Here is a 15,109-nt window from a genome sequence, read left to right as displayed (position 1 = left end):
TTGAAAATTCTGCTGGTAGACGATGAGGCGCTGGCCAGGTTGCGCCTGCGCACCTTGCTGGGCGACTGCACGTCGCCGGCGTCGGTAGTGGCCGCCGAGGCGGGCGACGCGGTGCAGGCAATGAATGCGCTGCAGCACCAGTCGTTTGACGCGGTGCTGCTTGACATCCACATGCCCGGCGTTGACGGCCTGGCGCTGGCCCGGCTGATTGCCAGCCTGCCCCGGCCGCCTGCCGTGGTGTTCGTCACCGCGCATGCCGGCCATGCGGTGCAGGCTTTCGAGCTGGACGCAGTGGACTACCTGACCAAGCCGGTGCGGCTGGAGCGGCTGCGCCAGGCGCTACAAAAAGTAGAGCGTGTGATGCATAACAGGCTTGCGCAAGAGCCCGAAATGGCTGAAGAAACACTGCTGATCCAGGACCGGGGCCGCACCGAGCGCGTGCCGATGGCCGAAGTGCTGTATTTCAAGGCCGAATTGAAGTACATCACGGTGCGCACCCTCAGGCGCAGCTACATCCTGGACGGCTCGCTGAGCGAGCTGGAAGCGCGTTTTGGCGGCCGGTTCGTGCGGATTCACCGCAATGCGCTGATTGCCAGAAGCGCGGTGCGCGCGCTGGAAAAGCATTTCGATCCCGAGGAAGGCGAGGGCTGGGCCGTGCGGCTCAATGGCCTGGATGAGTTGCTGGCGGTGTCGCGCCGCCAGCTTGGCGCCGTCCGGGACGCCATTGCCGGCTGATTCCGTGGGTGCCTTCTGGCGGCGGATGAAGGCCTTGCCCGGCCGGATTACGGCGGCCGCTGGCAGCCGGTGACTCCTGCCACTGTCCGGTTTGCGGGGAGGCGTCCTATGGTGCGTTGCCGGCATTTCGGGTGCAATGCTTTCAACCCAAACGTACCGCTGTTGCTGACAGAATGCCGGGTGCAAGCACCCAAACCTCACGAGGATGACAAATGACCGAAGAAACCATTGCAGACGATCCGGTCGTTGCCGAACCCGATGTCACGGACTTTCCCGAACCGGAACGGTTTCTTTTGCACATGCCGGTGGATGTGCGCAACATGTCGCTGGTGCTCCTGGCCATCCTGGTCAGCCTTTTCGTGCTCCAGTGGGCGCGGGTCGTGCTCATCCCGATCATGCTCAGCGTGCTGTTCAGCTATGCCTTTTCGCCGCTCGTCAACTGGATGGAGACCAGGCGTGTGCCCCGCTGGTTGAGTTCGGCTGTGCTGCTGCTGGGCATTCTGGGCGCGATGGTTTCCGGCGCCTACCAGCTGCGGCTTGAAGCCGCGCAACTGATCGAGGCCCTGCCGGCGGCGGCGCAAAAGCTCGGGCAGGCGCTCAGGTCAGGCAGCGGCAAGTCAAACAGCGCGCTGGAAACGGTGCAGAAGGCGGCCGCCCAGATCGAGCAGGCCACGCGCGAAAGTGCCGCCGTCACCGGCCCCAACCGGGGCGCGACCCGGGTGGTGATCGAGGCGCCGCGCTTCAACATCAAGGACTACCTGTGGACCGGCACCATCGGCCTGCTGGCCCTGCTCGGACAAATTGCGGTGGTGGTGTTCCTGACCTATTTCCTGATGCTTTCGGGCGATACCTTCCGGCGCAAGCTGGTCAAGCTGGCCGGGCCGAGCCTGAGCAAGAAAAAAATCACGCTGCAGGCGCTGCATGAGATTGCCGGGCAGATCCAGCGCTACCTGCAGGTGCAGTTGCTGACCAGCCTGCTGGTCGGCGTGCTGACCGCCGTCGCGCTGATGCTCCTCGGGCTGGACAATGCCGCCGTCTGGGGCGTGGTCGCCTGCGTGCTCAACCTCATTCCCTACATCGGCTCGCTGGTCACTGCGGCCGCTTCGGCGCTGGTGGCTTTCCTGCAGTTCGGATCGATCAACATGGCGATGGCCGTGGGCGGCACGTCAATCGTCATCCACACGCTGGTGGGCAATCTGCTCACGCCCTGGCTGACCAGCCGCGCCAGCCGGCTCAGCCCGGTCGCTGTGTTCATGGGCCTGCTGGCCTGGGGTTGGCTCTGGGGGGTGTGGGGCCTGTTGCTCGGCATTCCGATCCTGATGATCGTCAAGTCGGTGTGCGACCGGGTCGAAGACCTCAAGCCTATTGGTGAATTCCTGGGTTCCTGAAATCCCTGGGCAAGGTCAGGGCGTGGACGGCCCGTTTGAATCCTGGAAACAAAGGGCTGATCAAGCACTTGTTCGCCGCCTGCAGCCCGGAGAGCCTGCCTGAGAATCATGCAGCGCAACATTCCTGTGCTGCGACGCTGCTGTCCTTTTGCATTGAATATTGACGCCTGGCGCCGGTCTTTTGCCATCCTTTGCCCGGAACAGGGCAGGGCCTGGAACACAACTGACTGCAGCCGCATAACCACACACATTCAACGCCGGATACTGCTGAACTTCAGCCCATGAACCCTGACAACTATCTTTCGCGAACGCCCCTGATCGACGCCACCCAGCGCGTGCGGGGCTACCGCCTTTCATGGCAGGACGCCCAGGTGGACACTGCGCCGCCAGACCGGACCATGCAACCTTTGCTGGCGCTGATGGCGCAGTTTCCCCATCAGGCCGGGTCCTGCCAGTTTTTCATTGACATCGATGCGGCTGCCCTGTCTGCCGATGGACTGCAATACCTCAATCCCGCCACAACGGTCCTGATGTTCGGCCAGGCGGAACTGGCCTGCCCGGAAGGCATCGAGCTGGCACTTTCGCTGCATGCCCAGGGCTTTCGACTGGCGCTGCGCCATCCGGATGTGGCGCTGTTTGATTCGAGCGACGGCCTGCTTTCGCTGATGACCTATGTCACGGCTGATCTGGCACATCCCGACCTGGCACGGATTGCCAGTCTGGCAACGCTCGCCGAGCCTGCGCTGGAACTGATGGTCGACAAGGTGTCGGACTGGAACGGGTTTGATGCCTGTGCGGCGCTTGGCCTGGCGGGGTTTTTTGAAAATCTGTGTGCGTCGCCGCGAAGCCTGCCGCGAATCGCCGAAATGGGTTCGCAAACGGTGCTGATCCTGCAGCTGATGACGATGGTCCAGAACTTCGCCGATATCCGCGAACTGGAAAAGGTTCTCCAGCGCGACGCAATGCTTTCCTACAAGCTGCTCCGCTACATCAATAGCGCCGGTTTCGGGCTTCAGATCGAAATCGAATCGCTGCGCCATGCCATCACGATGCTGGGCTACCAACCGCTGTACCGCTGGCTGGCCCTGTTGCTGGCAACCACCGGCTCGGCGGGGTCTTCGCGGGCATTGCTCCAGACGGCCATTGTGCGTGGACGGTTTGTCGAACTGCTGGGCGTGGGCCTGCTCCCATCGGGCGAAGCGGGAAACCTGTTTGTCGTGGGACTTTTCTCATTGCTGGACCAGCTTATGGGGACTCCGATGCATCAACTGATGCGCCAGGTGTCGCTGTCCGATGCGATTGTCCAGGCCTTGCTTTACCGGGGGGACATCTACGGGCCCTTGCTGGCGCTGGCAGAGGCGTGCGAGGGCGAGGGCGGCTCTGCGCCAGCCCTTGCCGACGCCTTGTTCATGGCGCCTTCGCAGGTGAACAAGGCCCACGGGTCGGCCATGGTGTGGGCGCAGGACCTGAACCTTTAACGGGAACTGGAGTGGCTGGCTGAGCCGGGTCCATGTGCAAAGATGGGCGCTGTTTGGCATGCTTTTCGGGGCATCGAAAGGAGCGTTTGCTGGCTACATTGGTGCCTGCGCATTGCTTGCCTTCGGGCAGCAATGGTGAATGATCTCCTGAACCCACAAGCCTGCCATGAATCCATCCCCCCGCGCTGCTGCGCTTTCGCCGGCAGGCCCCGATTTTCTGTTGACCGACACGGACTTTGCCCGGATTCGCCTGCTGATTCACCAGCGAGCCGGCATTTCCCTGAGCGTGCAAAAGCGGCAGATGGTCTACAGCCGCCTGTCGCGCCGCCTGCGCGAACTGGAGATGCGCGAGTTTTCGGCCTACCTGGGCTTTCTGGAGGCCGATCCGCGCAGCCACGAGTGGGAGCTGTTCACCAATGCGCTGACCACCAACCTGACGGCCTTTTTTCGCGAAGCGCACCATTTCCCCCTGCTTGCCGAGCATGTCCTCCAGTCTGCGCAGCCGGTCACCATCTGGTGCTCGGCCGCATCGACCGGTGAGGAGCCATATTCGATCGCGATGACGCTGATCGAAACACTGGGAAGCCGCGCCAGCGCTTGCAGCGTGGTGGCCACGGACATCGACACGCAGGTGCTGGCCAAGGCGGTGGACGGCATTTTCACGCTGGAACAGGCCAGCAAGCTGCCTGCGCAACGCCTGAAGCGGTTTTTCCTCAAGGGCTCCGGCGCGCATGCCGGCAAGGTGCGGATACGGCCGGAAGTGGCCGCCCTGGTCAGGTTTTCGCAACTTAACCTGCTTGATCCGAAATGGCCGCTCAAAGGCCCGTTTGATGCCATCTTTTGCCGTAATGTGATGATCTATTTCGACAAGCCGACGCAGGAAAAAATCCTGCAGCGCTTTGTCCCCCTGATGAAGCCCCATGCCCTGCTGTTTGCCGGGCATTCGGAAAACTTTTCCTTTGCCCAGCAGACCTTGCGGCTGCGCGGCCAGACGGTCTATGGCCTGGCCAACAGCCTGTCCAGAGGCGCGGCATGATCACGGCAGAAGCCGAACCCCTGGCCACGCGTCATTATTTCGACCGTGAATTCAGCCTGTCGGCAGTCAAGCTGCTGCCGGGGGAGTATTACGTCACGTCCGAAGACATGGTGCTGACGACTGTGCTCGGTTCGTGTGTGGCGGCCTGCCTGCGTGACAGCGTCTCGGGCATTGGCGGCATGAACCACTTCATGCTGCCCGATGCAGCCGACCCGCTGCTTTTTGATGCCACCGCCGCCATGCGCTATGGCGCGCATGCGATGCAGGTGCTGCTCAGCGAAGTGGTCCGGGCCGGGGCGCGGCGCGAGCGCCTGGAAGCCAAGGTTTTTGGCGGCGGGGCCGTGCTGGCCAGCATGACGCTGCTCAACATTGGCGAACGCAATGCCGACTTCGTGCTGCGCTACCTGCTGGACAAGCGTATCCGTATTGCCGCACAGGACTTGCGCGGAAAGCTGCCGCGCCGAATCAACTTTTTCCCTTTCTCCGGCCGGGTGGCGGTCAGAAAATTGCGCCAGCAGGACGATGCTTTTCTGGTGCAGCGCGAGGAGCAGGCACTGGCCAGCGCGCTGCTCAGGCAGCAAGGCAGCAGCAGGGACGGCAGACTGGCTGCAGGCGCTGCGTACACGCTTGACAAAAAGATGGGCTGGACTTTATGACGGACAAGAAAATCAGGGTGCTCTGCGTTGACGATTCGGCATTGATCCGCAGCCTGATGACCGAGATCATCAACAGCCAGAGCGACATGGTGGTGGTGGCAACGGCATCCGACCCGCTGATCGCGCGCGACCTGGTCAAGCAGCACAACCCGGACGTGATGACGCTGGACGTGGAAATGCCGCGCATGGACGGGCTGGAATTTCTGGAACGGCTGATGCGCCTGCGCCCCATGCCGGTCGTCATGGTCTCGTCGCTGACGGAACATGGCTCCGAGGCAGCGCTGCGCGCACTGGAACTGGGTGCGATCGACTTCGTGACCAAACCGCGCCTGGGCATTCGCGATGGACTGCTTTCCTACACCGAGCTGATCGCCGGCAAGATACGCATCGCCGCCGCAGCACGGCTGCTGCCGGCAAGGCGTTCGGCGCCGGGCAGCAGCGCAGGTGCCGCCGCCGAGGCGCCACTGCTGCGCAGCCCGTTGCTGAGCACCGAAAAGCTCATCATCATTGGCGCTTCCACCGGCGGGACCGAAGCCATCCGGGAGGTGCTGCAGCCCCTTCCGCCGGACTGCCCGGGCATCATGATCGCGCAGCACATGCCGGCAGGTTTCACCCATTCATTTGCCGAGCGCCTGAACGGCCTGTGCCGCATCGTGGTGTCCGAAGCGGTGCAGGGCGAGCGCATATTGCCCGGCCATGCCTACATTGCGCCGGGCGGATTTCATCTGTCGCTGGTGCGCAGCGGCGCCAACTATGTGGCCCAGGTGGACCTGGCGCCACCGGTCAACCGGCACCGGCCGTCAGTCGATGTGCTGTTCGATTCGGCAGCCCGCCATGCCGGAAAAAATGCCATCGGCGTGATCCTGACCGGCATGGGCCGCGACGGCGCCGACGGCCTGTTGCGCATGCGCCAGGCAGGCAGCTACACGCTGGCGCAGGACGAGGCGAGCTGCGTGGTCTTTGGCATGCCGCGCGAGGCCATTGCACTGGGCGCTGCGCACGAGGTCGTGCCGCTTCAGGACATGAGCCAGCGCGTGATGGCGCACCTGCGTTCGCTGGGGCTGCAGGCCAACCGGGTGTAGCGAAATGCCGGAAAGTTTTTTGCGTACAGGCAGCGTTGCTTGCCTGCAGCATGTGTTGAACAATCAATTTTTGGAGTGAACGTGGTAGACAAAAGCATAAAAATCCTGGTGGTGGATGATTTTCCGACCATGCGCCGGATCATTCGCAACCTGCTGAAAGAGCTGGAGTTCGTCAATGTCGACGAGGCCGAGGACGGCGCCATCGGCCTTGAAAAGCTCAGGGCCGGCAACTACGGCTTTGTCGTGTCCGACTGGAACATGCCGAACATGGACGGCCTGGCCATGCTGCAGGCGATTCGCGCCGATCCGTCCATGGCCAAGCTGCCGGTGCTGATGGTGACGGCCGAAGCCAAAAAGGAAAACATCATTGCCGCGGCCCAGTCAGGCGCCAACGGCTATGTGGTCAAGCCGTTCACTGCCATCACGCTGGAAGAGAAGATCACCAAGATTTTTGAAAAAATCGCGAAAGAGAGTGCGTGACATGGTGCAGGAAAATATTTCTGGCGAAACTGTTCCCGATTCAGCCGAGCAACTCATCAACCGCATTGGGCAGTTGACGCGCCAGATGCGAGAGAGCATCCGCGAGTTGGGTCTGGACAAGGGTATCGCCAAGGTGGCCGAGGCCATTCCCAATGCGCGAGACCGTCTTGGATACATCGCGCAAATGACCGAGCGCGCTGCGGAAAGGGCGCTCAATGCCATCGACGTGGCCCAGCCCATCCAGGACGGCCTGGCCAGCCAGGCCAAGGCATTGACCAGGCGCTGGGATGCCTGGTTCGAGCATCCCGTCGAACTCGATGCAGCTCGCGAACTGGTGCTCGACAACCGCGCCTACCTGGCTGCCGTGCCGCAACAGGTCAGCGCCACCAATGCCCAGTTGATGGAAATCATGATGGCGCAGGATTTTCAGGACCTGACGGGCCAGGTCATCAAGAAGATGATGCACGTGATCCAGGACATGGACACGCAGCTGCTGCAATTGCTGATCGACAATGCGCCGCCTGAAAAACGCCAGGACACCCCCCATGGGCTGCTGCACGGACCGCAGACCGTCGCCGGCCAGCCAGACGCGGTCGATGACCAGAACCAGGTGGACGACCTGCTGGCCAGCCTGGGCTTCTAGGCAGCCTGTCCTATTGACCGAGGAACAGCTTTATCGCCGGCTTGTTTGGCCTAATGGCCCGGGCCTTGCGCCTCAATAATTCTGCAAGTCGGACGGCTTTGCGTCCGAAGCTTCGGAGCATTGATGGCGGAAGAAAGTGATCTCGAAAAAACCGAACCGGCCTCGCCCCGGCGGCTGGAAAAGGCCCGTGAGGAAGGGCAGGTTGCCCGCTCGCGGGAACTCGGAACTTTTGTGATGCTGTCCACCGGGCTGGGTTGCCTGTGGGCCAGCGGCGGCTTGATGGCCGACCATCTGGGCAGCGCACTGCGCAACGGCCTGCAGTTCGAACGCGCCTCGGCATTCGACGCCTCGCACATGATGGTGCAGGCCGGCAGCACCATCGTCCATGCATTCCAGGCGCTGGCGCCGCTGCTGGCCGCCATGATGGTGGCTGCGCTGGTTGCGCCCATGCTGCTGGGCGGCTGGCTGCTCTCTGGCAAGTCGCTGATGCCGAAGTTTTCCAAGCTGAATCCGGTGGCCGGCATTGGCCGCATGTTCTCGACCGAGACGCTGGCCGAGCTGGTCAAGACCCTGGTCAAGTCCATGCTGGTCGGCAGCATTGCCTGGTGGGTGATTTCCGGCAATCTGCCCGTCATCATGGCGCTGATGGGCGAGCCGGTGCACGAGGCGCTGGCGCATACCCTGCAGCTCGTGGCCAGGACCTGCGCGATGATCATCGGCTCGCTGCTGCTGGTGGCGGGCATCGACGTGCCCTACCAGCTCTGGAGCCACCATAAAAAGCTGCGCATGTCGCGCGAGGACTTGCGCCAGGAACAAAAGGAAAGCGACGGCGACCCGCAGGTCAAGGCGCAAATCCGCCGCCAGCAACAGCAGATGGCCAAGCGCCGCATGATGGCCGAGGTGCCCAAGGCCGACATCATCGTCACCAACCCGACGCATTTTGCCGTCGCCCTCAAGTACAGCGACAAGGACATGCGCGCACCGCGCGTGATTGCCAAAGGGGCCGATCTTGTAGCCCTGCGCATCCGCGCGCTGGCACAGGAGCACAACATCCCGGTGCTTGAGGCGCCGCCGCTGACGCGTGCGCTGTACCGCCATACCCGGCTCGATGCGGAGATTCCGGTCGCCCTGTATGCCGCCGTGGCCGAAGTGCTGGCCTGGGCCTACCAGCTGCACCGCCAGACGACGCAAGGCGGCATCCTGCCGCCCATGCCGAAGAACCTGCCAGTGCCTGAAACACTCGACCCCGAAGGAAGCCCGGCATGAGCGCGATGGATTCCCTGCGACGGCTGCCGGCCATGATGATGGGCGCCGACAAGGGCAAGGGCCTGGTCGGCCCGATCCTGATCATCCTGATCCTGAGCATGATGGTGCTGCCGCTGCCGCCCTTTTTGCTGGACCTGCTGTTCACCTTCAACATCGCGCTGTCGATCATGGTGCTGCTGGTCAGCATGTACACCATGAAGGCGCTGGACTTTGCCGCCTTTCCGGCGGTGCTGCTCTTCACCACGCTGCTGCGCCTGTCGCTCAATGTCGCGTCCACCCGCGTCGTGCTGATGCAAGGCCACACCGGCCCGGATGCCGCCGGCAAGGTGATCGAGGCCTTCGGCCACTTTCTGGTGGGTGGCAACTTTGCCGTTGGCGTGATGGTGTTCATCATCCTTGTGGTGATCAACTTCATGGTCATCACCAAGGGCGCGGGCCGCATTGCCGAGGTCGGCGCGCGCTTCACGCTCGACGCCATGCCGGGCAAGCAGATGGCCATTGACGCCGACCTGAATGCCGGCCTGATCGGCGAGGACGTGGCCCGCAAGCGCCGCGCCGAGGTCTCGCAGGAGGCCGACTTCTACGGCTCGATGGATGGCGCCAGCAAGTTCGTGCGCGGCGATGCCGTGGCCGGCCTGCTGATCCTGGTCATCAACATCATCGGCGGCCTGGTGGTGGGCGTGGCCCAGCACGACATGAGCTTTTCGGATGCCGCCACCACCTACACGCTGCTGGCCATCGGCGATGGTCTGGTCGGGCAGATTCCGGCACTGGTCATTTCCACCGCCGCCGGCGTGATCGTCTCGCGCGTGACCACCGACGAGGACGTCGGCGGCCAGCTCACCGGCCAGCTGTTCGCCAATCCGCAGGTATTGTTCCTGACGGCCGGCGTCATCGGCATGATGGGCATGATTCCGGGAATGCCGAACCTGGCTTTTCTCCTGATTGCCGGCGGCCTGATCTGGATGGGGCGGCGCGTGATGCAAAAAGCGGCGGTCAGTACCGCAGCAGTTACCGCAGCACCCGCGCCTGCGCCGATTGCGGCGGAGTCGCAGGAAGCCAGCTGGGACGATGTGGCGCTGGTCGATCCGCTCGGGCTGGAAGTCGGCTACCGGCTGATTTCGCTGGTGGACATGTCCCAAAACGGCGAATTGCTGGGCCGCATCAAGAGCATCCGCAAGAAGTTTGCGCAGGACATCGGCTTCCTGGTGCCCGTGGTGCATATCCGTGACAACCTGGAGATCAAGCCGAATGCCTATGTGGTCAAGCTCAAGGGCGTCGAGATCGGGCGCGGCGAAGCGACGCCTGGCCAGTGGATGGCGATCAATCCGGGGCAGGTCAGCGCCACGCTGCCCGGCACGCCCACCAAGGACCCGGCCTTTGGCCTGCCGGCCATCTGGATCGATGCCAGCCTGCGCGAGCAGGCGCAGATTTACGGCTACACCGTGGTCGACGCGAGCACCGTGGTGGCCACGCACCTGAACCACCTGATCCATTCACATTCGGCCGAACTGCTCGGGCGCCAGGAAGTGCAGCAGCTGCTCGACCGCATCGGCAAGGAGTCGCCGATGCTGGTGCAGGACCTGGTGCCCAAGGCGCTGCCGCTGACCAGCGTTCAGAAGGTGTTGCAGAACCTGCTCGACGAGAGCGTGCCGATCCGCGACATGCGCACCATCCTGGACACGCTGGCCGAGCATGCGCCGGCCGTGTCCGACACCACAGAGCTGACCTCGCTGATCCGCCTGGCCCTGGGCCGCGCGATCATCCAGGACCTCTACCCCGGCAACGAGCAGTTGCAGGTGATCGGCCTGGACAGCGCGCTCGACCGCATGCTGCTGCAGGCGCTTTCCAACAGCAATGGCCTGGAGCCCGGCCTGGCCGACAACCTGCTGCAGCAAACCCAGGCAGCCATGGCGCGCCAGGCGCAGCTGGGCCTGCCGGCCGTGCTGGTGGTGCAGCATCCGCTGCGGGTATTGCTGGCGCGCTTTTTGCGCCGCAGCCTGCCCGAGCTCAGGGTGCTGTCGCATGCCGAGATTCCTGACACCCGCACCATCCGCGTCACCGCCACGATTGGAGGCAAGGCATGACCAGCGACAAGCCGGCAGAAGCGCAAACCCTGGCCATCGTGGCGCCTTCCATCCTGAAGGCGCTGCGGCTGATGCGCGAGCAACTGGGGCCCGATGCCTTCATCGTGTCGAGCACCGTGACCGCCGACGGGGTCGAAATAGTCGCTTCCCTGGAGGCGCCCGCCGCCCCCGCTGCGGCAGACGCCGTTTCCCTTGCGCTTGCAGCGCCGCCCCTTCCACCCCTGCCGGCGGCTGACGTTTCGCCCACTTCCCTGACTGTGCTGGATGCGGGCAGCGGCGATGCCAGCGTCCTGCGCGAAATCCATTCCATGCGCGGCATGATCGAAGAGCAGCTGGCCGGGCTGGCATGGAACAAGACCCAGCGGCGCGACCCGCTGCGCGGCCAGTTGCTGCGCACCTTGCTGGGCGCCGGTTTCAGCGCCCGCCTGGCCAGAGACCTGCTGGCCGACCTGCCGGCCGGCCTGAACCATGCCGGCGGGCTGGACTACCTCAAGTCGGCCATGGCCTGCCAGATGCCGATGCTGGAGGACGAGGACGCGCTGATGAACGAAGGCGGCGTGTATGCCCTGATGGGGCCGACCGGCGTCGGCAAGACCACCACCACGGCCAAGCTGGCAGCGCGCTGCGTGATGCGCTTCGGAGCTGACAAACTCGCGCTGATCACCACCGACAGCTACCGCATCGGCGCCTACGAGCAGTTGCGCATCTACGGGCAGATCCTGGGCGTGGCGGTGCATGCGGTCAAGGATGCGGGCGACCTGGAAACGGTGCTCGCCAGCCTGCACGACAAGCACATGGTGCTGATCGACACGGTCGGCATGAGCCAGCGCGACCGCGCCGTGTCCGACCAGATCGCCATGCTGTGCGGCGCCAGCCGCCCGGTCAAGCGCCTGCTGCTGCTCAATGCGGCCAGCCATGGCGACACGCTCAATGAAGTGGTGAAGGCCTATCGTCACGGTGCCCAGGCGTCAGGCAGCAGCAGCCTGGCCGGCTGCATCCTGACCAAGGTGGACGAAGCGACGCATCCCGGCGCGCTGATCGACATCGTGATCCGCCACCAGTTGCCGGTCCACTATGTCTCCAGCGGGCAGAAGGTGCCGGAAAACCTGGTCCTGGGCGACCGCCGGCAGCTGATCGACAGCGTCTTCGAGGCCAGGAGCCAGAGCGCCTGGTTTGTTCCGGGCGAGGCCGACCTGGACGAGCAACCCGCGCGTACCGACGAGAAAGTGGCGGCTGCCGAAGCGGTCAGCCGGCGCCTGCGTTCGCAGTGCCAGCAGCTGATCCGCACCCTGGCCCACAACGCCCAGGAACTGACCTTGAATGCGGCGGCGCTGTCGGCGGCCGACATCGGCTTTGATGCGGGCCGCGCGCTTTGCCGCCAGCTGTCCGATGAACCGGCAGAACCACCACAGGAAGAAGGCGCGATCAGCCGGATGCTGCTGTCCCGGGCCGCAGCCGACAGCCAGCGCCATTGCAGCGGCTACGTGCTGGCAAGCCACGGTGAAACCAGTCTGCCGGCCGGGAAAGAAGCCCTTGCAGGAGTGCGACTCACGGCCCTGCTGTCTGACGGCACGGGTCTGCCTTTTGCTGCCCTGCTGGCGTCTGGCGGGGCTGAAGCTGAAATGGGAGCTTGCGCTGCTTCGGAACTGCGACAGCTTGACAACAAGCCGGTGGTCCACCTGTTGCCCGGCATGGCCTCATTCGACCGCGTCCAGACATGGCACGCTTGCGGCCTGGCCTGGATGGCTTGCGCACCGGCCGGCCTGCAGGTGGCGCTGGCCGAAGACGGCGTGTCGGCAACGCTGCATGAACTGCTTCCCGGTATGACGTTCAGTGCGCCGGAGCCGGTGTCGTTTCGCGGCAGGGCCGGCCTGCTGTCGGTGGCGGAAATGATGGTCAATGTGTTTGCGCAGCCCGCATCGGGCTGCGTCGGCAGGCCCGCAGATGCGACGATGCAGCGCTGCGTGGTCCGGCGAATCGTCGATGCGGCCAGCGGCAAGCTGGTGGCGCACAGCTACCTGCTGGCCAGTGTCATGGTGCAGGCAAAAGCGCAGCAACTGATCCAGTGGGCAGGCTGGCAGGCAGACGCCAGGGCATATTTTCTGCTGCTTGAGCAGTCGCTGACCAACCCCGAAGATGACTCCGGCTCCGGCGATGCGCTCCGGCTTGACCGCCTGCGGGTGCTTGCGCACACCTGCCTGACGGTATTCAGGCTGCAGCAGTCCCCGCAGGCGTGGGCAGAACCAGCGCGCAGGGTCATTGCACAACTGGCCGGGCAGACGTTCAAGCCGGCCCAGCCGGTACCGGGTGCGGTCCTGCTGGAAGGCCTGGGCAAACTCTATGTGCTGCTGGATGCGCTGGAAAACGGCGAGTCGGCTCCGGTGTCAGCAGTTCAACACGCAGCCGATGGCGGCACAAGGAACGGCGTGTGGAAAAACCAGTGACCGACCAGGCCGACGGACTGCGGCGGCTGATGGCTGGCCATACCGCACGGCGTGTCACGCTGGTCGATGGCGCATGCAACAGCGGCGCCTGCAGCGTCGCGCTCAACCTGGCAGCAGCCCTCACGCAGCTGGGCCGGGACGTGCTGCTGCTGGATGAGCGCAACGGCCCGCAGCTGGCACCGCCGGCGCGCGGTGGCCAGCTGGTACTGGTGGATGCCGTCGTGGACAGCGACGGCGCACTGTCGCCACTGGCTGCCAGTGCCGACCATATCCTGGTGGTCTGCCCGGCCAGCAGCGAAGCGATCACGCAAACCTACCTGTGCATCAAGAAGCTGCACTATGCCCATGCGCTGGCAAACCTGCGGGTGCTGGTCAACGAGGCCGCCGACCCGGCCCAGGCCCGGCGCCTGCTCGCCAACTTGGCCTCCACCGGCAGCCGCTACCTTGGCATGGCGCTTGAACCTGCAGGATTTGTCCGGGCCGATCCCTTTCTGGCGCAGGCCGGGCGGCTCAAGCTGAGCGTCGTGCAGGCCTTCAGCGCCAGCGCCGCTGCCCGGGACTTCTTGCAGATTGCCTCGGACCTGGTGAACTGGCCGTGTCCGGCAGCCGCAGACCGTACACCCTTTCAGCCTTCCAGCCAAAGGGCGGCCCATGAAACCCAACCATCGGCCGGCCTCTACTGAAGCTGCTGCCCGTACCCCTCATCAGATTGTCAGAAATGCAGGACGCTTCCTCAATGTACACATGCCAGGGAAAAATTGACCCCGCCGGCACCGCTGGCCTGCTGACGCAATATGCGCCCCTGGTGCGGCGCCTGGCGCTGCAGCTGATTGCCAAACTGCCGGCCAGCGTGGACCTGGACGATCTGATCCAGGCCGGCATGATCGGCCTGCTTGATGCATCGAGCCGCTACCAGGACGACCAGGGCGCCAAGTTCGAGACCTACGCCGGCCAGCGCATCCGGGGCGCCATGCTCGATGAACTGCGAGCCAACGACTGGGTGTCGCGCGGTTTGCGGCAGTCTTCGCGCAGCGTGGCCAAGGCCATCCAGTCACAGGAACAAAAGCGCGGACGGCACCCCACCGAGGGCGAGATTGCCGCCGAGCTGCAGCTGCCCTTGCCAGCCTACCAGAGCCTGCTCCAGGAAATCCAGGGCTGCCAGCTGGTGTATTACGAGGACTTTGACCGCAACGAGCAGGAAAACACCTTTATTGACCAGCAGTGCGCTAGCCGGCAGGAGGGGAGTGCGCAAACCGGTGACCCTCTGGCCAGGCTGCTGGAAAACGGCCTGCGGCAGCGCCTGATCGAGGCGATCGACGCCGTGCCCGAGCGCGAACGCCTGCTGCTGAGCCTGTACTACGAGGAAGAACTCAACCTGCGCGAGATTGGCGCGGTCATGGAAGTCAGCGAGTCGCGGGTATGCCAGCTGCACAGCCAGGTGATCAGCCGCCTGCGCGGCCTGCTGGCCAAGTCGGCCTAGCGATCGTTCCTGTTGTTCAGTCAATGATTTTCAGCATTAAATAGGCCGTTTGCGCAAGAATGGTATGTGCAGGTAGCTATAAATTTAGTAGCAAAAATCTGCCGGGTGATTTGATTGCTGCGTTTTCTGTTCTTGTTCTTGTTCTTGTTCTTGTTCTTGTTCTTGTTCTTGTTCTTTGGCTTTGGCTTTGGGTGGGTTCTTTTGTGGTTTTAGGGGTGAGCGCCTTCCCTGCGGGGGGTAACTTTCTTTTCTGGCAAAAAAGAAAGTCACCAAAGAAAGTTGCCTGGGGGGCGGGAGCGGATCAGAGCTGAACGCTCTGACGGGCCTTCGCTTC

Annotated in this window: 14 protein-coding genes; 13 read left to right on the top strand and 1 reads right to left on the bottom strand. The window is 63.8% G+C overall.

The annotated features are described in order from the left end of the window. The 13 genes from GZ092_RS04220 to GZ092_RS04160 all read left to right on the top strand — a co-directional run bounded on the left by GZ092_RS04220 (window position 1) and on the right by GZ092_RS04160 (window position 14,775). Complete coding sequence (locus tag GZ092_RS04220) at window positions 1-735, top strand: LytTR family DNA-binding domain-containing protein (protein ID WP_293634971.1); 735 nt, start codon at window positions 1-3, stop codon at window positions 733-735. 212 nt (window positions 736-947) lie between these two features. Next, window positions 948-2,123, top strand: coding sequence for an AI-2E family transporter (locus tag GZ092_RS04215; RefSeq protein WP_293634675.1), 1,176 nt, complete (start codon window positions 948-950; stop codon window positions 2,121-2,123). A 281-nt stretch (window positions 2,124-2,404) separates the two neighbouring features. Next, window positions 2,405-3,601, top strand: coding sequence for an HDOD domain-containing protein (locus GZ092_RS04210; RefSeq protein ID WP_293634674.1), 1,197 nt, complete (start codon window positions 2,405-2,407; stop codon window positions 3,599-3,601). Between the two features lie 166 nt (window positions 3,602-3,767). After that, window positions 3,768-4,637 (top strand): CheR family methyltransferase, encoded by an 870-nt coding sequence (locus tag GZ092_RS04205; protein ID WP_293634673.1) that lies wholly within the window; start codon window positions 3,768-3,770, stop codon window positions 4,635-4,637. Next, window positions 4,634-5,293 (top strand): chemoreceptor glutamine deamidase CheD, encoded by a 660-nt coding sequence (cheD, locus tag GZ092_RS04200; RefSeq protein ID WP_293634672.1) that lies wholly within the window; start codon window positions 4,634-4,636, stop codon window positions 5,291-5,293. The genes GZ092_RS04205 and cheD overlap by 4 nt, the downstream gene beginning before the upstream one ends. Further along, complete coding sequence (locus GZ092_RS04195) at window positions 5,290-6,375, top strand: chemotaxis response regulator protein-glutamate methylesterase (RefSeq protein ID WP_293634670.1); 1,086 nt, start codon at window positions 5,290-5,292, stop codon at window positions 6,373-6,375. The genes cheD and GZ092_RS04195 overlap by 4 nt, the downstream gene beginning before the upstream one ends. A gap of 81 nt (window positions 6,376-6,456) precedes the next feature. Further along, window positions 6,457-6,855, top strand: coding sequence for a chemotaxis response regulator CheY (cheY, locus tag GZ092_RS04190; RefSeq protein ID WP_293634668.1), 399 nt, complete (start codon window positions 6,457-6,459; stop codon window positions 6,853-6,855). 1 nt (window position 6,856) lies between these two features. Continuing rightward, complete coding sequence (cheZ, locus tag GZ092_RS04185; protein WP_293634666.1) at window positions 6,857-7,498, top strand: protein phosphatase CheZ; 642 nt, start codon at window positions 6,857-6,859, stop codon at window positions 7,496-7,498. A gap of 123 nt (window positions 7,499-7,621) precedes the next feature. Continuing rightward, window positions 7,622-8,764 carry a flagellar biosynthesis protein FlhB gene (flhB, locus tag GZ092_RS04180; protein ID WP_293634664.1) on the top strand — a complete coding sequence of 381 codons (1,143 nt, stop codon included), beginning with the start codon at window positions 7,622-7,624 and terminating at the stop codon, window positions 8,762-8,764. Then, the gene (gene flhA, locus GZ092_RS04175) at window positions 8,761-10,851 is read left to right on the top strand and encodes a flagellar biosynthesis protein FlhA (protein ID WP_293634662.1); all 2,091 of its coding nucleotides are present in this window, start codon (window positions 8,761-8,763) and stop codon (window positions 10,849-10,851) included. The genes flhB and flhA overlap by 4 nt, the downstream gene beginning before the upstream one ends. Next, entirely contained in the window at window positions 10,848-13,295 is a 2,448-nt protein-coding gene (flhF, locus tag GZ092_RS04170) for a flagellar biosynthesis protein FlhF (RefSeq protein WP_293634660.1), read from the top strand. Before flhA ends, flhF begins: the two co-directional genes overlap by 4 nt. Then, window positions 13,280-13,978 carry a MinD/ParA family protein gene (locus tag GZ092_RS04165; protein WP_293634658.1) on the top strand — a complete coding sequence of 233 codons (699 nt, stop codon included), beginning with the start codon at window positions 13,280-13,282 and terminating at the stop codon, window positions 13,976-13,978. Before flhF ends, GZ092_RS04165 begins: the two co-directional genes overlap by 16 nt. Window positions 13,979-14,031: 53 nt before the next feature. Continuing rightward, window positions 14,032-14,775: an RNA polymerase sigma factor FliA gene (locus GZ092_RS04160; protein WP_293634656.1), complete on the top strand. Its 744-nt coding sequence runs from the start codon at window positions 14,032-14,034 to the stop codon at window positions 14,773-14,775. 84 nt (window positions 14,776-14,859) lie between these two features. Here GZ092_RS04160 and GZ092_RS04155 read toward each other — a convergent pair. Beyond that, window positions 14,860-15,109: hypothetical protein (locus GZ092_RS04155; protein ID WP_293634654.1), on the bottom strand; the 250-nt coding region annotated here is incomplete at its 5' end.

This window comes from Polaromonas sp. (genome assembly GCF_010365105.1).
In the GTDB taxonomy this organism is placed as follows: Bacteria; Pseudomonadota; Gammaproteobacteria; order Burkholderiales; family Burkholderiaceae_C; genus Polaromonas.
The sequence above is the reverse complement of the archived record's forward strand: the minus strand, read 5'-3'. Positions and strand labels throughout refer to the sequence as shown.

Excerpts from the sequence above, each read along its gene's own strand:
- GZ092_RS04195 (WP_293634670.1), top strand. The coding sequence starts at position 5,290 with ATGACGGACAAGAAAATCAGGGTGCTCTGCGTTGACGATTCGGCATTG.
- GZ092_RS04205 (WP_293634673.1), top strand. The coding sequence starts at position 3,768 with ATGAATCCATCCCCCCGCGCTGCTGCGCTTTCGCCGGCAGGCCCCGAT.
- GZ092_RS04210 (WP_293634674.1), top strand. The coding sequence starts at position 2,405 with ATGAACCCTGACAACTATCTTTCGCGAACGCCCCTGATCGACGCCACC.
- GZ092_RS04215 (WP_293634675.1), top strand. The coding sequence starts at position 948 with ATGACCGAAGAAACCATTGCAGACGATCCGGTCGTTGCCGAACCCGAT.
- flhF (WP_293634660.1), top strand. The coding sequence starts at position 10,848 with ATGACCAGCGACAAGCCGGCAGAAGCGCAAACCCTGGCCATCGTGGCG.
- cheZ (WP_293634666.1), top strand. The coding sequence starts at position 6,857 with ATGGTGCAGGAAAATATTTCTGGCGAAACTGTTCCCGATTCAGCCGAG.
- flhA (WP_293634662.1), top strand. The coding sequence starts at position 8,761 with ATGAGCGCGATGGATTCCCTGCGACGGCTGCCGGCCATGATGATGGGC.
- GZ092_RS04160 (WP_293634656.1), top strand. The coding sequence starts at position 14,032 with ATGTACACATGCCAGGGAAAAATTGACCCCGCCGGCACCGCTGGCCTG.
- cheD (WP_293634672.1), top strand. The coding sequence starts at position 4,634 with ATGATCACGGCAGAAGCCGAACCCCTGGCCACGCGTCATTATTTCGAC.
- flhB (WP_293634664.1), top strand. The coding sequence starts at position 7,622 with ATGGCGGAAGAAAGTGATCTCGAAAAAACCGAACCGGCCTCGCCCCGG.